This is a genomic window from Nostoc commune NIES-4072 (genome assembly GCF_003113895.1).
GTDB lineage: Bacteria > Cyanobacteriota > Cyanobacteriia > Cyanobacteriales > Nostocaceae > Nostoc > Nostoc commune.
Genome location: NZ_BDUD01000001.1, coordinates 4,582,614 through 4,602,204, shown reverse-complemented (window position 1 = coordinate 4,602,204; position 19,591 = coordinate 4,582,614). Strand labels below are relative to the sequence as shown.

Sequence of the window (19,591 nt, the reverse complement as noted above, 5' to 3'; positions counted from 1 at the left end):
TTGTTAGCCGTTAATTTTGATAAAAATTTGGTTCTAGATGACTAGCACCAAAGTCTAAGTCTGTAGCAGTCACATCTGCCTGAGTAGATATGGCTTGACTTTGCTCAAAGGCGATCGCTGGTTGTTGATTTGATGTTCCCAAGAACAACAAAGCTGCCATAACCAGACCAGATATAAACCAAGCTAAGGCGCGTTTGTACTGTTTCAGTAATGAAATCATTTTGGATTTTTGAATGAGAGTCATGATTGGGAAACCTCTTAGTAAATAACCGAGTTGCAATCAGTGATTGCTATGCTTTGACAGTTAAAAAATGCCAATAAGCATTATGTTTAAATAGTCTTTAAAAACTAAATATAGGCAGAGTAACTTAGCACAATTTATTTAGAATTTATAGTAGTAATTAGAATAACTATGGTTTTAGCTATGGTTTTGAGTTAAATTGGTTTTACTTGCAGACAACATGAAAACTAAATCTTGGTTAAATAAAGGATGAATTGGCAACGCTGAAGATTTCATACAGCTACTTAGCTGCAAGGTTATCTCAGCAATATTAAAGGTTTTTCGGATATGAGTTTCTAACTTAGTAAGTAAGCGATCGCGTTCTTGAATAGTTGTACATTCAACTGTCAAGTTGGCGCAAAGCATTACTTTATTTGAGCTAATTGCCCAGATATGAAGTTTTTCTACTTCAACAACACCAGGAAAAGATTTGAGAGATATTTCCACATCAACAGGATCTATTGATTCCGGTGCATACTCCAAAAAAATCCTTAAACTATCTTGCACTAAAGGTAAAGCACTCAAACCCGTAAAGATTGCAACGACTATACTAATAGCAACATCTGCCCACCACCAATCCCAAAGATGAACTACTAAAGCAGCTATAATTACGCCAACAGAACTAACAGTATCGGCGATGACATGAAGCAAAGCTCCCCGTAAGTTTAAGTCGTTGTGACTGTGGGGATGAAGCAAATTAATATTGAGCAGATTGATGATTAAACCTAATACTGCAATTGCTAACATTGGTAAGCCTAAAATTGCTGCTGGATGTTGCCAGCGTTGAATAGCTTCTAATATGATAAAAGTAGCGATCGCAACTAAACCTAATCCATTCACCAAAGCTGCTAAAACTTCGATTCGCTGATGTCCAAATGTTGCTTTTTTCTTAGCTGGTTGCTTTGCCAAAAAACTAGCAAATAGTGATATTGCCAAGGCTGTAATATCCGAGAGAATGTGTCCTGCATCCGCCTGTAAAGATAGACTTTGACTCCATAAGCCTACACTCCATTCAGCAACAAAAAAAACAGCAAGTAAACCTACTGTTATCCACAAATTTTTTGCTTTCTGGTAATTATTAACTACTTTTACAGAATTATCTGCACATCCACACCATTGAAGTGAAACCATTACTCAAAAACCTTTTTACAGCACAGTAGTTTAAAAAATCACATCACTCGTATTTGTGGTGAGTATATCCTCTATTGGCTTTTAAGAGGCTATGCAGTTAAAGAGTTTTGCTGCCATGCCGTTTCTATAAAATTACTTACCAATCTCTTCTGAAAATATGCTTTTGTAGATTCAGAAATACAGGAAGATTAGAAAAAATATGTATCTATAAAAAATTTATCCTACTTGATTTAAGAAATGGTAATGCTTTTGTTAAAAATGAAAAATTAAAGCATATTAACATTTGCAATTCACAGCAATCATCCTGTTAGTAATTTGTTACTAATTACCTGAAGGGGCGACATGAAGCCTATAAAGCTGACTGTATAAGCTTCATGTCGCCCCTTCAGAGAGAGAAGACCTAAGCTTTTGGCAAGAAGCAGAGCGCGTATTGCAACAAATAAGATCAGAGGCTCTTCGACAAGAAAGAAGACAGAGTAAAGGGATGTCTCTCTAGGGGATGGCGCAACTCTTAACCGCTTCGCTCAAAGGAAAGCGGTGGGAGCCACTGCTACAAATCAATTCGTTGAACTACCCAGATTGTTTCGTTTTTAAAACTAAACTTTCTAGTTTGCACTTAGTTACAGTCTCGCCATCTCTCCCCCTTTAAGAAATCAGTCCCGATAAGGATTTTCCTCACCGATACTTTGATAATATTCTTCGGTTCTTGTTGCAAGCACCTGTAGAACAAAATTTAAATAAATTCGCAGTTCTTCAATTGCCCTTTCTTTAAGGGATTTGCATTCTGGACTTGATTTAAAATCTTCTTCCGATGCGTAGGAGGCATCTGCTAATGATACTTGTTCTGTAAATTTGTCAAAGTGTATTTTAACAACAGGCTCACACCAACCCTAAAGGGAATCCTTCTTTAAGTTTTCTGAAATTTGTTGTATTTTTGCAGCATCATTAATTAATGTATAGTCAGTCGTTTTTTTAATTGCGTAAATCTCAAATCTAAAGCCTTTCGACATTTTAAAAACCTCATACTTTTAATAAAGTAAATACCCACATTCAGTAGATCACAAACTTTTCCCCAAGAGCGATCGCTAGAAAATTTTGTAGTCTGTAATACTTTTTATCAGCCACCGTTTAAGCAAGTATGTTGGTTATCTATAATATTTGCTTATATCCAGGCGATAACTTAGTTTCTGAGAACTAACCCGATGGAAGATAAATGCTTTCAACGACTTCATGTATTTTTTCAACAGCTTGACGTAAGAAAGCCAACATTTGTTTGAGGCTAAACAGTTTACGGTAAATTAATCGTCCACCTTTCCTGGGTTGACTAATTTTTGCCCAGAGAAGATTAACCCAGATATTTACTAAAATGAAAGAGATACCAACAAACAATAATCTCAAGGCTGGCTTTTTATTAGTTGTTCTAATCCGGCAGATGTTTTTGAGCCGATAACTACTTTCAATCCCAAATCTTTTTCGATAATCTTGATGAATATAATTTTAGCTGTATTTTCAATACTGTCTCCACTACTAGCAGCTTTTATTAAAATCTCAAATAGAGTTTTTTGGTCGCAGACACCAGTAGTTTCAATGGAGAAATTTTCTGTTAAGCACTCAAGAACTTCTTCTAAAGTTTCTAAATCTGTTAAAGCCACTTGTCCTGATAAAAAAGTCAATTATCTTACCAATACGCTACGTACAATCTTTATGATTTCATATTTTAGAAGTTGATGATTCACTTATAATTTTTACTTATTGAAATCTCAAGAGTAGTACATGTGTTCGCTGCCTTGGACGGTTAGCGATCGCTCTTGGGGGAAAAGTTTGTGATCTACTGAATTTGGGCTAAGGCTTGGGCTTGAAAGCTACTGAGGCGCTCCATGTCAATTACAGGGCAACCACATCACCGTCCGATGTGGTCACACGCTCTAACGCAAATGGATCGCGCATGGGTATCATGCCATCTGGAAATAAATCCAAAATTGGCTCATAAGGGCTATTGGGCTTGAGTTTTACCCAAGTGTCATGTTTGGTCATCGCACATAAATGTGATATTTTTTACTTGTAAACGTGTTGAAGTGTTGATATCGATAAAGCGATCGCGTTCATCATGGATCGCCATCGCTTTGAAATTAGTCCCATTCCTCCTGCCTGCCTTGCTGCAATATCTGTTGCAATCGCCGCTTGCCAGACTCCCATCGGCGGCCCCCCATTTTCAAAACTTGCTCAATCACATAAGTCTCCCCTCTAACTTCCAGTAGTGACTTCACAGCCAAATAAAAAGCTTTATTGTCGGAAGTGGAAGCGGAAGTTTCACCGCTATAATCCGCGCTCGGCTCCTTATATAAGTGTTCCAGGCTAGTGGTTAATTCCTCCCTGACTTCCTTAGGGTAAGAAGGCGTTGCGCCATAAATTTCATAGAGCGCTTGCTCTTGCTGTTGGGTGTGCAGTCCAATTTCTACCTGTTCTAGTTCTTCATTAATGAAATAGATTATCTTCAGTCGAGAATTGAGCAATTTGAAGAGTTAGTAGAAAATCTCGAAAAACCCACTGAGGAACCTGAATAAAGCCGTCCTTGCCTACTGTGGCGAGGACGGCTTTATTGTGTGCGATCGCGTCCGCCATTTCTGGAGTGCGATCGCCGATTGTCTAAAAAACCAAGAGTCCACCTAAAATTGAACTTCCCGGTGGACTGATGACGCATCAAACTAATAGTATTATGCCAGAAAATTCACCAAAAAATTCGCCTCCCTGGACGGAAGCACACGAAGCATTTTGTTATCAACATCATATTCCACCCGCCGCAAAAATCCTTTGGCAGTGGTTAATGAGGCAAGGGCAAATTGCCAGCGAGATAGAGCCAGATTTATCAGAATTTAATACCTGGGTAGCGTGGACAGTATCATCGCCAAGCGCAAAAAGGCAGATGTGGAAGTTTGGATCTGGGATGGTAAATTACCATGTGAAATTGAGAACCTAATCCGAGGCTGGAAACATGAGCCGTCCACCATGCCCAAGATGTGACCAAACGACACTAATTTTTGAAAACGGTAGTTATAAATTGTCTGACAAGAGACTAGTTCAAAGATGGTTTTGTCAGAAATGCCGCAAGGGCTTCAGTCCTGCAACATGCCCAATTCCCAATGACCAATGACCAATGAAAAATGCGTAGGCGCAGCCCGCCGCAGGCATCGCACTTTCTAGGGAGAAGTGCGATCGCAGTTTCGCACCTGTTAGTAAGATGTATCGCTTCGAGTTTATCCGCCGCGACTGCGGTTTGTCACAATTCTGGGTAAACCCGGTCTACCTCATCCCATGCCTGAGAAGCTAAATTCTCCAGTGCCATAGCTAAATATAAGGGATGGTCGTATTCCCCTTTCTGCAACCGCTCGAAGAAAATCTCAATTTGTAGTTGGAGGAGTTTGGCGTTCATAGAGTTGCGATCGCGCCTTCAAGCTCAGAATCATTCACATCGATGTACACAGACAGCATTTTTAAATCCGCGTAGCCCAAGAGCTTTTGGATAATCCGCAACGAGACACCGTTTCTGGCAAGATGAGTAGTAAAGCTCCGGCGGGTAGAATGCGTACTAAAACCTCGACTCTCCAGACCAGCCTTCCGCACAGCTTCACGAAACACCATATCCGCATATCTGAGTGAGATGTGTTTGACAACTTCGTTCTCGGTGTAGTCCCTTTTGGAAGGAAAAAGCCACTCTGAATCTGCTGGGTCTGGGGTATATGCTTTCAAGACTTCATGAAGAGTTGGGTGGACTGGCACTTGCCTAGTACAGCGCGGCGGAAATAAACAACCCATTTCAAATCAACGAAACATTTACGCTGTATTTCTTTTTGTTTTTGGCTTTTGACTTTTGACTTCCGCCTTGCGGTACTAGTTTTTTGGGTTTTCTTTTTCCCCCGCATTTCTCACAAGCGGTGCGATCGCTATTACCAAACCTTTATCAGGCTTAGATTTTGAGCGTTTTAGACACTGCACGAATCACAACAATATGTGAACGGCGTATTTTATCTCAAGTCTAAGTGGCATAAGCGTTTTGGGCTACTCGTTTAAACCTTTGTGAGAAATCCGGGTTTCCCCCCTACAGCCTTGCGAGTCCGGGCCCGAAAAGTGATTACTTTGAGTGGGTTGCCTTCAGTATCGTAAAGATCCGTAATTTTCATTTGGATCAGCGCCCCCCACCTTTCACCAGTAAACCAAGCCAGGTCTAAAAGTAATTTGTACTTTTGGCTTTGAATCTTGCTGCGGACTTTAGAATATTCAGCGAGCGTAAAAACAGATGCTTGTCCGTTGCGGTTGTTTTTCATAAAATTATTTTGATGATCCGACTTCTGGATTAACCCTTATGAGGTGTTAATCTGGAAGTTTTTATTTTTCATGTATTACCTAAAGTTGCATCAATCGTAATCACAGCAATGGTTTAACGTCGTCCGTGAAACTTCCGGTTTTACATAAAAGTAGAATATTTACACAAATTTGATTAAGTCATACAACGGATTTATTCACTTTATCTAAATCCGCTTTTATGGCAGAACCAACCCTAGCAGATATTTTTGGAAGCAACGCCACCCAAACCGCAACCACAATCACAATTGCTAAAGCTGATTTACCGCGATTGACCGCAAACGCAAACAACACAGCTGAAAGTTTGCTAACAGGAATTCTCCTAAAAGCTCAAACTTCTTTAACTCAAACTAACTTTGATTCAAATATTAATCAGTCGATTTATGTCAATTCTGGATTTTCTAGCTTCACCACTAGAGGGACAAATAATGATGCCTATCGCGTGGATCAGTTAATAATTAACTTCGCAAAACTTGATATTAGCTCCACCATTGACCCGGATGACTATTAATGCAAAGCAAGATGACTATTAATGCAAAGCAATGTTATCTCTTGCTTTTCAAGAACTGTATCGATCAGATGGGGCATAGTTATTACTGTGTCGAAAGCGCAACTACCGTACCTGGTTCTTGTGGCGTAGTCCAAGTAATAAACGGCATCAATACAGGTGTTGGAGCAAAAATCTTAAATTTTATTCCTGTATCGCAAGTAGGCGCTTACCCAATTCCGCCAGAATACTCTACAAGGTACGATAGCGGTTATTATGGCGCTTGCTGCGATTCCAAGCAATATGATTGCATCAACGGAGCTTGCACAAATAAATCTACCTATAATACACCGGGGCTGTATCAAACCTTGTCAGACTGCGAAACCGCCTGTGGTACTGGGTGTAGCGGCAAGTGCATTAGTAATAGCGATTGGGCGCAAATTGAAAACTTATCTGGGCAGTTAAAAAGTAGGAATTGCAGTTAACAAATGAGCGCTTCTAGTACGGATATGCAACAACGGCACAAGCTACAGCACGACAAGCACAAACTACAGCCGACGGCGCAGTAAGAAACGCTGCACAAGCTAATGAAAACGCTACAACCGCTTACAACAAGGCAACACAGGCTGAAAGCATCGGGCAACAAGCTAAACGCATTGCAGTAGATGCACTCGGTAAGGCAGGTACAGCGTTAACTACCGCATTAACTGCAATCACACTTTATCAAACTGTAAAAGGGCTTCGCGGTTTGCAAGGTATACCGGGGATACCTGGAAGGCAGGGCGAAAGGGGATTACAAGGTATTCCAGGCGTACCAGGGCGTGATGGCGTCACAACAGTAGTAACTCTGCCCGGTACACCAGGGCGGCAAGGTGAGCGCGGATTACCTGGCATCAGTGGATTACCAGGCAGAAATGGTTTACCCGGCAAAGATGGAAGGGATGGTAAAGACGTGAATCCAGGAGACTTAGCAGGACTTAGGGCGTTAATTGTCCAGCAACATACACAAACGCGGCTCAACAGTACAACCCAACACAGCACAACTCGAACATCAATATTGACACCAATACTTGCTTTGCTAAAGCAAATTTACGATATTGTCTCTAAATTTAGCAATGCAGCACAATTAGCGCTTTTAAATATTATTAATAACAAATTAGGTAAACAAGTCACGGGAGGGCTATCACAATTTATTGAAACAATTGCTAAAAATACTTATGTTGAAAAAGCATTGGCACTCTTAACTTTTGCGGCGACTGTTCACAATGCTTTCATGCTTAGTAATAAATAACATTTCAGCTTCTATTTCTCAGATAAAAGAGGATTTAAAAGAACACGCTGACAACGCCGAAAAAATTAGGGAATTAGATCATAGGCTTGATCTACATATTCAGGACTACATCAACAGGAAAGACACCGTGACCCTGTTGATTGCTCAAGTATCGCAAACAGTAGATCATCGGACTAATCGCCTCTACACTTCCATGAAAGATATTGAAAATTTTTTGCAGACTCAGGGAACTTTTAAAATTCGGGAGTTTCAGGATTTACGCAGGATGGAAGAAGAAAGCGCTTTTAATAAGCTTTAGTCCTGCGAGTAACCCTCTGGGGATTCTTTTTAAACGACTGAGATAATGCCATACTAGATAAATCCAAATATTAATAATTAAAAAAGCTAAACCAACAAACAGAAGCCGAATAATGGGATTTTTAATAGTAGTTTTAATCCGGCATTGATTTTTCATCCGATAGCTGCTTCCAATTCCGAAACGAAGACGATAGTCATCATGTATTGAATGTAATGACAGTTTAACTTTATAGACAGCATAAACAAAAAATTCCCGCCCATGCTCTCGTCTTTTACCATTTTTATATGTGCAAACTATCCACACACTAAAAGTTACTGAACCATATTTATCGCTGTTTAAAGTGTAACTAGTTTTGTAACTCCGCCTACCTCTAATTAATTGTTTAGTTCCACCATGTTTGCCTCGGATAATAGCTGGCATTTCAAATGGAATATCCAAAGCTTGCAACCATCTAATAACAGGTACGCAGAAGAACTCCCTATCTAAATATAATCGTTCAATTCTCAGGTTTAAAGGCTCAATTATTGCTAAAAGGTACTCAAAGTTTTATTGTCAGTTAAAGCTGGAGTAGTAGTTGCAGTCATAGTCAAACCAGATATCCTTCTAGGTCGATTCTCCCGCAACTCTTTGACAAAATTTTCTGCAATCACAGCATAATCATATTCTGGTGTGAGATTTGCTCTTACACTTGGCTGATTCATTAAATTTACTTATGTTAAAGAGCCAACTTAGCAATTTAACACTGACATTTAAAATTACTAATTTTCAACAAAAATCTACTTATACAGGTATTCATCACGGAGCGATCGCCAAACTTTTCGGTCTACTGAGTGTATCTTCTACGAAAGTTGGGCCTGTCATCTCGCAACGCACTGGCCCATAGGCAAAGGGTACTACATGTCCTGCATTGGCTCCACTGGTGGGGATAAAGAACAGCCAGTTATTACCAAAAACTCCTGTAAACTTAGAAACGTCACCACTAATTTTGTGATCAATGGTAGTTGGAGTACCAGCTGCACCGATATCAAAACCGTTGTGAGTGCCGGTAGACATATCCGTGACACCCCAAACATTACCTTTATTGTCGAACACCTGGTTATCTACATTCGCAAAGCCAGCACCATCAATCGATCCGGCTTCTCCACCTTGGGCAAATCTTTCCCATCGGAAGGTTAAACCTGTACCATCAGTACTATCTTCAATAATTTTGTATAGTCCGCCTGACTGCTGTGTGGCATTGACATCGGTACTTACCTTGGCAACTTGGAAAATCCGCGAATCTGGATAACCATCGCTTCCTGGCGCACCATCGGTATAGGAGATGAACACTTCTTTGGTGAAGGGATGTACTTCTAAATCTTCTGGACGTGCTGTGGGTGTTCCTCCGGCCAAGTTTGCGGCTAAGAAAGCATCACTGAGAACAGCGCCTTGGGTGGGGTAGAAGTCAGATAGCTTTTTATTTTGATAATTAGGTAATGCTGTTGCTTCGTTGGTGCGATCGCATTTAAAGATACCACCATCTTCAGTTTGATCTGCAACGCCATTACGTTTCGGTAATGGTAAAAATTTCACTTTTTCCTCTAACACGTTACCTTCTTGAGAAGAAATAACTGATGGTGGAATAGGATTGGTAGCTGTATTTAAGAGTAACGGTATCCATTTACCTGTTTTGTCTGGGTTATAACGGGCAACGTATAAAGTACCGCTTTCCCACAAACTGCTGTTAGCTTTACTAGTTGGTGAAGAAACAGTACCTTTACTGACAAATTTCCAGGTATGTCCACCACGCCTATCATCACCCATATAAGCAACTAATTTCTTACCTGCTTCAGCCCGGATGGCGACATTTTCATGGCGGAAACGACCTAACCAAGTGTGTTTGCGAGGGCGGAAATTCGGATTTACCAGGTCAATTTCGACAATCCAACCGTATTTTTCGCCAACTAAACCAAAAGTCTTGCCTATAGTATCCTTGGTGTAATCTGTTTGAGTACCATCAGGTTTAACTGCTTCTGTGACACTACTTTACTCAAAAATCATCTTGAAAAAAGTAATATTGAGTTAAGCATAAATACTTATACCTGTAAAAGTAAAATATACTTTAACAGACATAGAAAAATCTATAATTTCAGGTTGAAGATATAGTAATTTTATATACCTGTTTTTAAGTATTCAGCCAATATTGCATTATGAGCAGATTTACCATTTCTGTAACCAGAATTATGTAAGGAACAGTGTCAGTGTCGCATCTGTCCTATCCTGGAGATGGATAAATAGTGTTGTGTGTGGGTGAGACTGTGTTTTTCAGCGTTGTGATACCGACTTATAATCGCCAACCGATTTTAGAAAAGTGCCTCCGCGCCTTGGAGGTGCAGGAGTTGAGTAAGTCAAGTTCGGTTACTGATTACGAAATTGTCTTAGTGGATGATGGTTCTACTGATGGCACATTGGAGTGGTTAGCAGGACACAAAGAAGAATTTCCCCATGTGCGCTGGTTTGGGCAAGATCATGCTGGTCCTGCTGCGGCTCGAAATTTAGGAGTAGAACAGGCGCTGGGAGATACAATTATCTTTATTGATAGCGATTTAGTAGTGCTGAAGAATTTCCTGAAAGCTCATGCAAAGGCGCTAGTGCAGGGAAAGGAGAAATTGGGGAGCGATCGCTTTTTCACTTACGGTGCAGTTATTAATACTTGTAATTTCAATAACCCAACTGCTGAACCCTACAAAGTCACAGATTTTTCAGCAGCTTTTTTTGCTACGGGAAATGTAGCAATCCCTAAACATTGGCTAGAGAAAGCTGGACTTTTTGACACCAGCTTCCAACTCTATGGCTGGGAAGATTTAGAATTAGGTGTGCGGCTGAAAAAACTAGGTCTGACACTAATTAAATGTCCCGAAGCTGTAGGATATCATTGGCATCCAGCATTTAAATTAGAGCAAATTCCCCGATTGATTGATCAAGAAATTCAACGCGGACGTATGGGAGTTTTATTTTATCAAAAGCATCCTACATGGGAAGTGCGAATGATGATTCAAATGACTTGGCTGCATCGCTTGCTTTGGGGAATTTTGTCACTCAACGGCACGCTGAATGAACGGACAATGGCTCCATTATTGCAATGGCTAATTAACTTAGGTAAACCTCAGTTGGCTTTAGAAATCGCCCGAATCTTTCTCAACTGGTACAACGTGAAGGGTGTCTATGAAGCTTATGCTCAAATACAACAAGCATTGTAATTATAAAATTGAGGCAATGTACAAATAATTTGCAATAATTTATTTTTTGCAAGTCCCTTAAGTCAAAATTGCCCCACCCATCAATCGCTCATACCGATACTTCAACTCTTCTTTCATCAAATACCAACGCTCTAAAGTTGCATCCATCTCTATTATTTTCTCTGCTGCTTGCCGCGCTAAAAGTAAAACTTCCTCATCTTCAACCAAACTTGCTAAGGTAAAATCTGGCACTCCAGATTGACGAGTTCCCAGTACTTGCCCTGGCCCACGAAAACGCATATCCATCTCTGAGATGAAAAAGCCATCCTGAGATTGTTCCAGTACCTTCAACCGTTGTTGAGCATCAGGACTTCTGGAACTGCTCATCAACAAACAGTAAGACTGAGCCGCGCCACGACCAACACGCCCCCGCAGTTGATGGAGTTGCGATAAACCAAATCGCTCCGCATTTTCAATGAGCATTATTGTAGCATTAGGTACATCTACACCAACCTCCACAACAGTAGTAGAAACCAAAATTTGCGTTTGGTTATCACGAAATTTAGTAATCGCTTCATCCTTATCGGCTGAACTCATGCGACCGTGTAGCAGCCCTACTTGAAAGTCAGGAAAAACGCTTTCTTGTAACTTTTGATGCTCCTCAGTTGCCGATCGCAGATCCAGTTTTTCTGATTCTTCTACCAAGGGCAAAACCACATAAACTTGTCTACCTTGGGCAATTTCTCGCCGCATAAGGTCGTAAGCATGGTTGCGTTGCTGACCCGATAGCACTGTTGTCTGAATCTTTTGTCGTCCTGGCGGTAACTCATCAATCTGGCTTACATCCAAATCCCCGTGTATCGTCAGTGCCAACGTTCGAGGAATCGGGGTAGCTGTCATAGTTAACACATGTGGTTGCTCACCTTTTTGCTGCAAACGCGCCCGTTGTTCTACTCCAAAGCGATGCTGCTCATCAATCACCACTAATCCAAGTTGATGGAAATTTACGGGGTCTTGAATTAAGGCATGGGTTCCCACTAATAGAGGTAATTCACCAGTTCCTAACTGAGAATGTATTTGTCTTCGTTTAGCAGTTTTAGTAGAGCCTGTCAGTAATTCCACTGGTAAATGCAAGAGGTTAAACCAGCTAACTAACTTGCGATAATGTTGTTCTGCCAAAACTTCTGTGGGAGCCATCAGCGCCGCTTGATAGCCAGATTGAATTGCTGCGAGGATGGCTAGTACGGCGACGACTGTTTTACCAGAACCGACATCACCTTGCACCAAACGATTCATTGGTACGGGTTTCTGTAAATCGTTAAGAATATCGTTGAGAACTCGTTGCTGTGCGCCAGTGAGTTGAAAAGGCAGTATTTCGTGAAATTTCTCTACAAGTTGACCGCGTGGAACAAGGATGGCGCTAGTTTGAATCGCTCTTGCTTGCTGTTGACGTTGTAGTAACCCAAGTTGTAAGTAGAAAAATTCATCAAAAACTAGGCGACGACGGGCAACTTGTAGGACGGCGCTATCGCTGGGAAAATGGATATTAGCGATCGCATCTTTCAATTCCATCAAACCATACTTCTGTCGCAAACCACTTGGCAAAGGGTCTTTCAAGTTAGCAGCAGCAGGTAAAGCAGCTATTACCGCCTGTCGCACTGTATTCGCCACCACGCCTTCTGTCAGTCCATAAATTGGCACTACCCGCCCAATATTTAGCGACTCAATCGAATCTCCTGGATTTGCCAAAACCTCTAGTTCTGGATTATCGAGTGTCAAGCCGTATTTACTTTCTTTTACCAACCCACACGCCGCCAAAATACTACCTACTGGATAACGGCGTTTTAAACTTTCTTGCCAAGCGCGACTGCTAAAACGTGTACCTGCGTAGAAACGACCAATTTTGATTTGACCACTGTTATCTTTTACTACCAGTTCTAAAATTGATAATTTCTGATTTTTAGGGCTAGTAAAGCAGTTACAACGCTTCACTGTAGCCACTATTGTCACCGTCTCACCCGCTTGTAACTCGCGGATATTCACCTGACGCGCATAATCAATATGGTCACGAGGATAGTAGAAAAGCAAATCGCGGACGGTGTGTAAACCGAGCCGTGCCAAATTATCAGCCTTTTTAAAGCCTATTTCTGGTAAATCGCTAAGTTTTTGGTCAATGTTCGGTGCAAGCCTCCGACTCACCTCAGCAACAATTGGAGATTTCGGGTCGCGCCTTTGGTGCGCTGGAAGCGCAACTTGAATTTTGAATTTATTAATTCTCCCCTGCTCCCCTGCTCCCCTGCTCCCCTGCTCCCCCTGCTCCTCTTTCTGTAATTGCGAGAGATACCTACGAGTTTCTGCTACTAAATGTTGTCTTTCTTCCAGTGCTAGATGTGGATAACTAGCAAATTGCACCGCTAGTCCTTGCCAACGGCGGCGTTCAGTGTGGGGTAAGCCTGTTGGGAATTTGCCTAAAGTTAGACTAAGAAATTCACTGAAGCGGTATTCTCTGCCCATCAAGTCTGTAAAGCCGCGTTCAGCTTCTATTGCCAAGGCTTTGTGCAATCGTATCCAATCTGGTTTTTCATTAGTCATTGGTCAGCAGAGTGAGGAGTTAGGAGTTAAAAGTGAGGAGTTAGGAGTTAGGAATAAATAACTCATAACTCATAATTCATAACTCATAACTTTATTCAAACCAACTAGCACGCCATGCAGCTTCAGCTTCAGCGATCGCTCTTTCTCGATGTTTCTTTTGATACTCTCGTCCTAGCTTGTTTAGCTGAACTAAAATACTGCGGATTTGCCTGCGTTCAGAGGAGAGTGCCACATCAGCAAATTCAATTTCTCCTAGCCGCAGGTTAATAGCCATGATTTGCGTCAGTCCAGGATCTTCTGACTGCTGCTCATTTTCAATTTCAATTACTAAGTTTAATAAGTTGGGTGGCCCTGGCATTACCTCACCGGACGCTTCTGATGCCGCCGCAGCTGCTGCTGCTAAAATCGGTTCTGGTAATTTTTTAGGTAATACCCCAGATTTTTGTATTAAAACATTAGCATCATGCGACAGTTTTTTCAGTATCTCTTGCGTAACCTCTTCTAAGTTCTGTTGCCATTTTACTAGTTCTATAGGATTAGAGGTGTCGGCGGTGAAAGACTGAAAATTAGAGGTATCCACAAGTCCAGAAGATAAAGAGGATGTTACTTCTTCATCTCCCTCATCTCCCCCAACTTCCTCACTTTGAATACAAGCAAGCAATTTCTCCCCTGCCACTTGCCCCAAATTGCGGATGGCTTGTTGCAATTGCTGGCGCTGATTCAATGACAAATTCAAAAAATTTTCCGGATACCCCTGAGTACAAAGGTGGTAACTCGCCAGAATCAACTGTTTTCGTACAGCTAGCCCCAAGGTCTTTAGATAACTAGCATAAGCGTTTTGTAGTTCTACTGCGATCGCTCGAATCGCTTCTTTTATTGCTGCAATATCTCGTTCAATTCGCTCGATTGCTCTTGCCATATCTTTTCGTTCTTGCCCATGTGAACTATTACATAGTACAAATGTACGAATTTATTTTAGGATAACTTTCCAGAGGATTTTATATTTTAAATTAAATGCGATATTTCGCGTCTCTACTAATAAAATACAGGTCAGGCTATTTGCTTGACCTGTCTTTAAACAAGTTAGGAGTTAAAAATTATGAGTGATGAATTATGAAGCAACTTCCTATTAACTCCTAACTCTTAACTCCTAACTCCTAACTCCTAACTAATATTACTTAGTACCCATTTGTGCAGCCACTTCATCAGCAAAGCTAATTTCTTGCTTTTCAATGCCTTCGCCCAGTATATAGCGGACAAAGCGGGTAACTTGAATCTCTTCGCCTAATTGCGCCTTTGCTTGCTTCACCAAGTCTTCCACGGAAATACTTTGATCGCGAATGTAAGGTTGATCGAGCAAAGTCAATTCTTTTAGGCGTTTTTCAATTCGTCCCTGAACAATTTTTTCTTTGATGTTATCTGGCTTGTTCGCCAAATCATCCTTGCCCATTTCAATATCTTTTTCCTTTTGGGCAACTTCGGCGGGGATTTGGTCTACGCTCACATACTCGACATTTGGACAAGCCGCAACTTGCATTGCAGTGTTCCGTGCCAAGCTTTGGAACTCTTGATTGGTAGCCACTGACTCAGTTTGAGCACCCAGTTCTACCAATACACCAACTCGACCACCAGTGTGAATGTAGCTATCTACTACACCTTGTGTGCCTTCTGCTAGTGCAAAATTGATAAAGCGACGCACTTGGATGTTTTCACCGAGCGTAGCAATAGTTTGCTTGATGAATTCTTCTACAGTCCCATTTTCATTCTCAATATAGGGTTGAGCCAACAAAGACTCAACACTATCAGCAGTCGCTGCTTGCTTTGCTAAATTCTTAACTAAAGCTTTAAAAGCCTCGTTACGAGCAACAAAGTCGGTTTGGCAGTTTACTTCTATGAGTACACCTACTCGACCACCGGGCTGAATGTAAGTGTCCACTAGACCTTCTGCCGCGATGCGATCGCTTTTTCCCCCAGCTTTAGAGATGCCCTTTTTCCGTAGCCAGTCTATGGCTTCTTCTATGTTGCCATCACTCTCTATCAGCGCCTTTTTGCAGTCCATCATGCCGGCACCAGTTTTTTGGCGTAGCTCTTGGACGAGTTTTGCAGATATTTCCGCCATGTTGCCTCAATTCCTAACTTGACCTCGAGTTGTAATCGCTCACGGGTGTTGAGTATTTCTATCTTACTCAGGGGTGGGGTAGAAAAAATAATGAAGTTATGAGGTATGACTTTTTTCGCCTCTACCTTAGCCTACATTTGCCGCAGGCTAGGGCGGCTTGCTGCTACTATGCCAGCCACCACCCTCCTTCGGACATTTCCTTCACCCCTGCTTTACTTATTCCTCTGTTTCCTCATCGGGAATTACGGCGTCAGTATATTCGGTTTCTTCGTAGTCATCATCATACTCACTGCCGTCGTAATCTTCGTAATCATCTTCAGCCTCAAGCTGACCGTGACGACCTTCATAAATGGCATCCGCCAATTTTCCAACTATCAGCTTAATTGACCTGATAGCATCGTCGTTTGCTGGGATGGGGATATCTACTACATCTGGGTCACAGTTTGTATCCAGCATGGACACAATCGGAATACTTAGCTTTTGACATTCTTGAACTGCGTTATATTCCCGGCGTTGGTCTACAATCACCACGATATCGGGTACTTTCCGCATTGTTTTAATGCCGCCCAAGTATTTTTGGAGCTTCGTCATTTCCCGACGTAGCATTGATGCTTCTTTTTTCGGTAATAAATCTAGTGCGCCAGTTTCTTCACGGCGTTCTAAATCTTTCAGACGGTCTACTCTTGTTTTGATGGTTGCCCAGTTGGTTAACATTCCGCCCAACCAGCGTTGGTTAATATAGTGGGAACCACAACGGGTAGCTTCTTGGGCAATAATTCCAGCTGCTTGGCGCTTAGTGCCGACAAAAAGAAATTTCTTCCCTTGTTCTGCGTGCGATCGCATGTAGTTGTAAGCATTATCCATCAACTGAGCAGTTTGCACCAAGTCGATAATATGCACACCATTACGGGAAGTATAAATGTAAGGAGACATTTTTGGGTTCCAACGCCGGGTCTGATGCCCAAAGTGAACCCCTGACTCCATCATTTGAGCCAATGAAACTACTGGCATATATTTTTTAACTCCGATTCGGGTTAAACCTCCATCCAAGTGCATTTCCCAACTGGGAAACACCCGAATTCTTAGATGTGCGAGATTAGTTAACCATACTAGGTTAGCATATTCTGAAGAGTTCTAGTTGGTTGACATGAGAGCGAGAAAATAGCGCCGCCACTCAACAATTGGGTACGCCATAACGTTTTTATGTATGGTCTAAAATACTACTCATTTCTTGCTGATAACGCTTGGGAGTTGTGTGACGAAATTCTTGTAGAAGAACTCTACTTCTCTCTAACTTGAGATGTGTAAGCTTTTCAAAATATAGCTAGATAACTCACAAAATCCTTCGCCTTCGGGGGCGTTAGTAATATAAGCAGGGAGATATTTCAACTGATTCACATATTCCAGCACGTTTGCCACGCCTACAGAAATAGGAAAATAACGCCAATCAAATAAACTTTCATCATTCGGGCTATCGCCCACAGTAACAATTTGTTCTGGTGAGTACTGGGGCAAATATTCGCGCAATACTTGTAACAATCCCACAGCTTTATCTTGTCCTTGGGGTTTAATGTGACACTGCACGTTGCTATAGGTAAATCCCCAACCCATTTGTTGACAAAGATTCTCTAGGGTTTGTAGTTCATCTTGACTCAAACCAGCTACATCAAAAGTCCAATCGGTGATGCGAAAGCGATTATCAGCAGATTCTTGGATTTGGGGAAATTTAGTTTGTAAATTCTCAAAAGTTGTAGCCAAGTGCTGGCGATGTTTATCTAAATCGGGAATAGATGTTAAGACTACTGGTTTCTGGTTTCCAGGTGGAAAGTACAAACCGCCATTTTCTGCCATAGCACCTGCCACTGGCATAATCGCACTCAATCCACTCACCCACCCAGCAGAACGTCCTGTGACAATCAGCACCTTAATATCAGCTGCCGCTAAATCCTCTAAAGCTTGCAGCAGTGCAGGAGTAAATTTTCCTCGTCTAGTCAGAGTGCCATCCATGTCTGTGGCTATCAGACGAATATTGCTAAAGCTTGTAGACGAAAACTCAGACAGGGCAAGGATGCTCTGATGTCTAGACATAGGTGGTTTGTAAAAGGCTGTAAAAAATATTAATGATACAGCAAGATGGCATTGAATATTTGGGCATCCTAAACATCAGGAGTCAAGTTTTTCAGTTTCCAACCATGTCCACTTCGATATTTCTTGCCCAAACCTCCGGGACAAAGACTAAAAAGGCATCCCAGGAAGTGCCAGCAAGTAATCCTCAAATACCACCATTATTGTTGGTAACTTCAGGAGGGCTGGCTTTAGCGGTGATTGCTTTGATTGTATATAGTAAGCTCCAGAAGGATAAGCTGGAGAAAAAACTTAAGTTTGAACAATTCCGTGCGCGAGAATTAGAGAAAAAATTTAAGCTGGCGCTGGAAACGATTCGCAAAATGGAAACTAATCCTGATTTGGTCAATTCACGAGACTTTAACCTGGATTATCTGCGTATGCGGATGGCAGAAGAGGTGTTTCATTTTGCAATCCTTAATCAAATAAAGATTCAGATTAAAGAAAAAGTTACTCAAGCCCTGCGTCCAAATCAAGCACAACTTGGATCAGTCGGAATTGCTAATAGCGCTGGACGACAAGTAGATGAAATTTTTGATGTAGAGTATGAAACTGGTACTCCACCGAACAGTGCTAAAAAAGTACTATTTCGGATTCAAATCCGGTTAATGAAGTTACCAACGCAGGCGACTTCTGCAACTATCAGTCAAATTATTGACTGTATAGAAACTTACCTAAGCCCCATAGAAAATGAGGATAGTTGGCAACCAACAATTCAAGGTCGGATTGCTACTATGCATTGGGATCAAAAGGCTAAACCTACGCCTCTACTGGTGCTAGAACAATCAAATGAAGGCGTGAATGTGACTTTTCGTACTAGTCGCCAACCAAATGCTCCAACTCAGCCAAACCAACCGAAAAAATCAGGCTCGGCTAGACAATAAATTATGGCTGTCATTGGTCATTGGTCATTAGTCATTAGTTATTAGCTATTGGTCATTCACAAAGGATAAATGACTAATGACTAAAATCATGGCTGAATAACTGCATTGGGGGAATTACGGGTTAAAAGACCATCTTCCATTTCTACGATGCGATCGGCTATATCTAAAATGCGGTTGTCGTGTGTCACTAATAAGATAGTAGTTCCCTGATTTTTAGCTAAACTCTGCATTATTTCTACGACATCGCGTCCTGATTGTTTGTCTAATGCAGCTGTCGGTTCGTCTGCTAGCACCAGTGGGGGACGATTTACTAAAGCACGAGCGATCGCAATTCTTTGTTTCTGTCCACCAGAAAGATTATCTGGGTAGTAATCAACTCGTTCTTCTAGACCAACAGACCCTAGCATGGCTTTTGATTTAGCCACCGCTTCTGTTTTAGAAATATTATCATTCAATTCTACAGCCATTTGCACATTTTGCTTTGCTGTCAAGAACCCTAGCAAATTGTGAGCTTGGAAAATATAACCAATGTTGCGCCGCATCTGCACCAGTTTGTTTTGACTGACGCCAACGAGTTCTTCACCTAAAAATTTCAAACTTCCTTCTTGTACAGACCGCAAACCACCAATTAAGCTCAGTAGTGTTGTTTTGCCTGAACCTGATGGGCCGGTCATAATTACAATTTCACCTGGATAAATTTCTAGGTTGATGTCAAATAATATCTGTTTTCTCAGTGCCCCTTTGCCATAGTAGTGGTTGAGATTTTTAATGGCAATTACAGGTTCTTTTTCTATCATGTTTTTATTAG

22 protein-coding genes and 2 pseudogenes are annotated in these 19,591 nt (G+C 41.4%); 6 read left to right on the top strand and 18 right to left on the bottom strand.

Annotated elements, in window-relative coordinates; all coding sequences use genetic code 11:
* Window positions 1-10: 10 nt before the first annotated feature.
* The 6 genes and pseudogenes from CDC33_RS20350 to CDC33_RS20330 all read right to left on the bottom strand — a co-directional run bounded on the left by CDC33_RS20350 (window position 11) and on the right by CDC33_RS20330 (window position 3,924).
* Window positions 11-244, bottom strand: coding sequence for a hypothetical protein (locus tag CDC33_RS20350; protein ID WP_244919297.1), 234 nt, complete (start codon window positions 242-244; stop codon window positions 11-13).
* Between the two features lie 174 nt (window positions 245-418).
* The gene (locus CDC33_RS20345) at window positions 419-1,411 is read right to left on the bottom strand and encodes a cation diffusion facilitator family transporter (protein ID WP_109010077.1); all 993 of its coding nucleotides are present in this window, start codon (window positions 1,409-1,411) and stop codon (window positions 419-421) included.
* 1,194 nt (window positions 1,412-2,605) lie between these two features.
* Window positions 2,606-2,908 (bottom strand): annotated as a pseudogene (locus CDC33_RS20340) (ISH3 family transposase); the annotation flags it as partial.
* Window positions 2,806-3,084 (bottom strand): hypothetical protein, encoded by a 279-nt coding sequence (locus tag CDC33_RS20335; protein ID WP_109010076.1) that lies wholly within the window; start codon window positions 3,082-3,084, stop codon window positions 2,806-2,808. The gene CDC33_RS20335 and the pseudogene CDC33_RS20340, both read right to left, overlap by 103 nt.
* A gap of 211 nt (window positions 3,085-3,295) precedes the next feature.
* The gene (locus CDC33_RS38955) at window positions 3,296-3,445 is read right to left on the bottom strand and encodes a hypothetical protein (protein WP_181374091.1); all 150 of its coding nucleotides are present in this window, start codon (window positions 3,443-3,445) and stop codon (window positions 3,296-3,298) included.
* Between the two features lie 95 nt (window positions 3,446-3,540).
* Complete coding sequence (locus CDC33_RS20330) at window positions 3,541-3,924, bottom strand: hypothetical protein (protein ID WP_109010074.1); 384 nt, start codon at window positions 3,922-3,924, stop codon at window positions 3,541-3,543.
* Window positions 3,925-4,103: 179 nt separating this feature from the next.
* Here CDC33_RS20330 and CDC33_RS20325 point away from each other — a divergent pair, with 179 nt between their 5' ends.
* A complete protein-coding gene (locus CDC33_RS20325; protein ID WP_109010073.1) occupies window positions 4,104-4,388 on the top strand; it encodes a hypothetical protein in 285 nt (94 codons plus the stop codon).
* Between the two features lie 300 nt (window positions 4,389-4,688).
* Here CDC33_RS20325 and CDC33_RS38950 read toward each other — a convergent pair whose 3' ends face one another.
* From CDC33_RS38950 to CDC33_RS20315, 3 genes are all read right to left on the bottom strand, one after another.
* Window positions 4,689-4,841 (bottom strand): hypothetical protein, encoded by a 153-nt coding sequence (locus tag CDC33_RS38950; protein ID WP_181374021.1) that lies wholly within the window; start codon window positions 4,839-4,841, stop codon window positions 4,689-4,691.
* Window positions 4,838-5,224 carry a tyrosine-type recombinase/integrase gene (locus tag CDC33_RS20320; protein ID WP_109010072.1) on the bottom strand — a complete coding sequence of 129 codons (387 nt, stop codon included), beginning with the start codon at window positions 5,222-5,224 and terminating at the stop codon, window positions 4,838-4,840. The genes CDC33_RS38950 and CDC33_RS20320 overlap by 4 nt, the downstream gene beginning before the upstream one ends.
* A 251-nt stretch (window positions 5,225-5,475) precedes the next feature.
* On the bottom strand, window positions 5,476-5,733 hold the full coding sequence (locus tag CDC33_RS20315; protein ID WP_109010071.1) for a hypothetical protein: 258 nt from the start codon (window positions 5,731-5,733) through the stop codon (window positions 5,476-5,478).
* Window positions 5,734-5,951: 218 nt separating this feature from the next.
* On the opposite strand from CDC33_RS20315, the gene CDC33_RS20310 reads away from it, so the two are divergent.
* From CDC33_RS20310 to CDC33_RS20300, 3 genes are all read left to right on the top strand, one after another.
* Window positions 5,952-6,281: a hypothetical protein gene (locus CDC33_RS20310; RefSeq protein WP_109010070.1), complete on the top strand. Its 330-nt coding sequence runs from the start codon at window positions 5,952-5,954 to the stop codon at window positions 6,279-6,281.
* 11 nt (window positions 6,282-6,292) lie between these two features.
* A complete protein-coding gene (locus CDC33_RS20305) occupies window positions 6,293-6,742 on the top strand; it encodes a hypothetical protein (RefSeq protein WP_109010069.1) in 450 nt (149 codons plus the stop codon).
* A 263-nt stretch (window positions 6,743-7,005) separates the two neighbouring features.
* On the top strand, window positions 7,006-7,548 hold the full coding sequence (locus tag CDC33_RS20300) for a collagen-like protein (RefSeq protein ID WP_109010068.1): 543 nt from the start codon (window positions 7,006-7,008) through the stop codon (window positions 7,546-7,548).
* A 256-nt stretch (window positions 7,549-7,804) separates the two neighbouring features.
* On the opposite strand, the gene CDC33_RS20295 is transcribed toward CDC33_RS20300, so the two are convergent.
* The 3 genes and pseudogenes from CDC33_RS20295 to CDC33_RS20290 form a co-directional block, all read right to left on the bottom strand.
* A complete protein-coding gene (locus tag CDC33_RS20295; RefSeq protein WP_244919295.1) occupies window positions 7,805-8,284 on the bottom strand; it encodes a transposase in 480 nt (159 codons plus the stop codon).
* An 89-nt stretch (window positions 8,285-8,373) separates the two neighbouring features.
* Complete coding sequence (locus tag CDC33_RS38945) at window positions 8,374-8,547, bottom strand: hypothetical protein (RefSeq protein WP_181374089.1); 174 nt, start codon at window positions 8,545-8,547, stop codon at window positions 8,374-8,376.
* A 127-nt stretch (window positions 8,548-8,674) separates the two neighbouring features.
* Window positions 8,675-9,865, bottom strand: a pseudogene (locus tag CDC33_RS20290) (PhoX family protein); the annotation flags it as partial.
* A 260-nt stretch (window positions 9,866-10,125) separates the two neighbouring features.
* Between CDC33_RS20290 and CDC33_RS20285 the strand changes: the two are divergent.
* Window positions 10,126-11,085, top strand: coding sequence for a glycosyltransferase family 2 protein (locus CDC33_RS20285; protein ID WP_439956639.1), 960 nt, complete (start codon window positions 10,126-10,128; stop codon window positions 11,083-11,085).
* Between the two features lie 57 nt (window positions 11,086-11,142).
* Here the strand turns inward: CDC33_RS20285 and recG are convergent, their stop codons facing one another.
* The 5 genes from recG to CDC33_RS20260 all read right to left on the bottom strand — a co-directional run bounded on the left by recG (window position 11,143) and on the right by CDC33_RS20260 (window position 17,863).
* Complete coding sequence (gene recG / locus CDC33_RS20280; protein ID WP_109010066.1) at window positions 11,143-13,656, bottom strand: ATP-dependent DNA helicase RecG; 2,514 nt, start codon at window positions 13,654-13,656, stop codon at window positions 11,143-11,145.
* Window positions 13,657-13,747: 91 nt separating this feature from the next.
* The gene (locus CDC33_RS20275) at window positions 13,748-14,575 is read right to left on the bottom strand and encodes a hypothetical protein (protein ID WP_109010065.1); all 828 of its coding nucleotides are present in this window, start codon (window positions 14,573-14,575) and stop codon (window positions 13,748-13,750) included.
* A 255-nt stretch (window positions 14,576-14,830) separates the two neighbouring features.
* Entirely contained in the window at window positions 14,831-15,775 is a 945-nt protein-coding gene (gene tsf / locus CDC33_RS20270; RefSeq protein WP_109010064.1) for a translation elongation factor Ts, read from the bottom strand.
* Window positions 15,776-15,991: 216 nt separating this feature from the next.
* Complete coding sequence (gene rpsB, locus CDC33_RS20265) at window positions 15,992-16,786, bottom strand: 30S ribosomal protein S2 (protein WP_109012652.1); 795 nt, start codon at window positions 16,784-16,786, stop codon at window positions 15,992-15,994.
* Window positions 16,787-17,065: 279 nt separating this feature from the next.
* Window positions 17,066-17,863: an HAD family hydrolase gene (locus CDC33_RS20260; RefSeq protein WP_109010063.1), complete on the bottom strand. Its 798-nt coding sequence runs from the start codon at window positions 17,861-17,863 to the stop codon at window positions 17,066-17,068.
* A 104-nt stretch (window positions 17,864-17,967) separates the two neighbouring features.
* On the opposite strand from CDC33_RS20260, the gene CDC33_RS20255 reads away from it, so the two are divergent.
* Complete coding sequence (locus CDC33_RS20255; protein WP_109012651.1) at window positions 17,968-18,783, top strand: hypothetical protein; 816 nt, start codon at window positions 17,968-17,970, stop codon at window positions 18,781-18,783.
* Between the two features lie 86 nt (window positions 18,784-18,869).
* Here the strand turns inward: CDC33_RS20255 and CDC33_RS20250 are convergent, their stop codons facing one another.
* Window positions 18,870-19,580 carry a DevA family ABC transporter ATP-binding protein gene (locus CDC33_RS20250; protein ID WP_181374088.1) on the bottom strand — a complete coding sequence of 237 codons (711 nt, stop codon included), beginning with the start codon at window positions 19,578-19,580 and terminating at the stop codon, window positions 18,870-18,872.
* Between the last annotated feature and the right edge of the window lie 11 nt (window positions 19,581-19,591).

What these genes read in the sequence shown, in the direction of transcription:
- CDC33_RS20350 (WP_244919297.1), bottom strand. Translation starts at nt 244, where the DNA reads ATGACTCTCATTCAAAAATCCAAAATGATTTCATTACTGAAACAGTAC.
- CDC33_RS20345 (WP_109010077.1), bottom strand. Translation starts at nt 1,411, where the DNA reads ATGGTTTCACTTCAATGGTGTGGATGTGCAGATAATTCTGTAAAAGTA.
- CDC33_RS38955 (WP_181374091.1), bottom strand. Translation starts at nt 3,445, where the DNA reads ATGACCAAACATGACACTTGGGTAAAACTCAAGCCCAATAGCCCTTAT.
- CDC33_RS20325 (WP_109010073.1), top strand. Translation starts at nt 4,104, where the DNA reads ATGACGCATCAAACTAATAGTATTATGCCAGAAAATTCACCAAAAAAT.
- CDC33_RS38950 (WP_181374021.1), bottom strand. Translation starts at nt 4,841, where the DNA reads ATGAACGCCAAACTCCTCCAACTACAAATTGAGATTTTCTTCGAGCGG.
- CDC33_RS20320 (WP_109010072.1), bottom strand. Translation starts at nt 5,224, where the DNA reads ATGGGTTGTTTATTTCCGCCGCGCTGTACTAGGCAAGTGCCAGTCCAC.
- CDC33_RS20315 (WP_109010071.1), bottom strand. Translation starts at nt 5,733, where the DNA reads ATGAAAAACAACCGCAACGGACAAGCATCTGTTTTTACGCTCGCTGAA.
- CDC33_RS20310 (WP_109010070.1), top strand. Translation starts at nt 5,952, where the DNA reads ATGGCAGAACCAACCCTAGCAGATATTTTTGGAAGCAACGCCACCCAA.
- CDC33_RS20305 (WP_109010069.1), top strand. Translation starts at nt 6,293, where the DNA reads ATGACTATTAATGCAAAGCAATGTTATCTCTTGCTTTTCAAGAACTGT.
- CDC33_RS38945 (WP_181374089.1), bottom strand. Translation starts at nt 8,547, where the DNA reads ATGAATCAGCCAAGTGTAAGAGCAAATCTCACACCAGAATATGATTAT.
- recG (WP_109010066.1), bottom strand. Translation starts at nt 13,656, where the DNA reads ATGACTAATGAAAAACCAGATTGGATACGATTGCACAAAGCCTTGGCA.
- CDC33_RS20275 (WP_109010065.1), bottom strand. Translation starts at nt 14,575, where the DNA reads ATGGCAAGAGCAATCGAGCGAATTGAACGAGATATTGCAGCAATAAAA.
- tsf (WP_109010064.1), bottom strand. Translation starts at nt 15,775, where the DNA reads ATGGCGGAAATATCTGCAAAACTCGTCCAAGAGCTACGCCAAAAAACT.
- rpsB (WP_109012652.1), bottom strand. Translation starts at nt 16,786, where the DNA reads ATGCCAGTAGTTTCATTGGCTCAAATGATGGAGTCAGGGGTTCACTTT.
- CDC33_RS20260 (WP_109010063.1), bottom strand. Translation starts at nt 17,863, where the DNA reads ATGTCTAGACATCAGAGCATCCTTGCCCTGTCTGAGTTTTCGTCTACA.
- CDC33_RS20255 (WP_109012651.1), top strand. Translation starts at nt 17,968, where the DNA reads ATGTCCACTTCGATATTTCTTGCCCAAACCTCCGGGACAAAGACTAAA.
- CDC33_RS20250 (WP_181374088.1), bottom strand. Translation starts at nt 19,580, where the DNA reads ATGATAGAAAAAGAACCTGTAATTGCCATTAAAAATCTCAACCACTAC.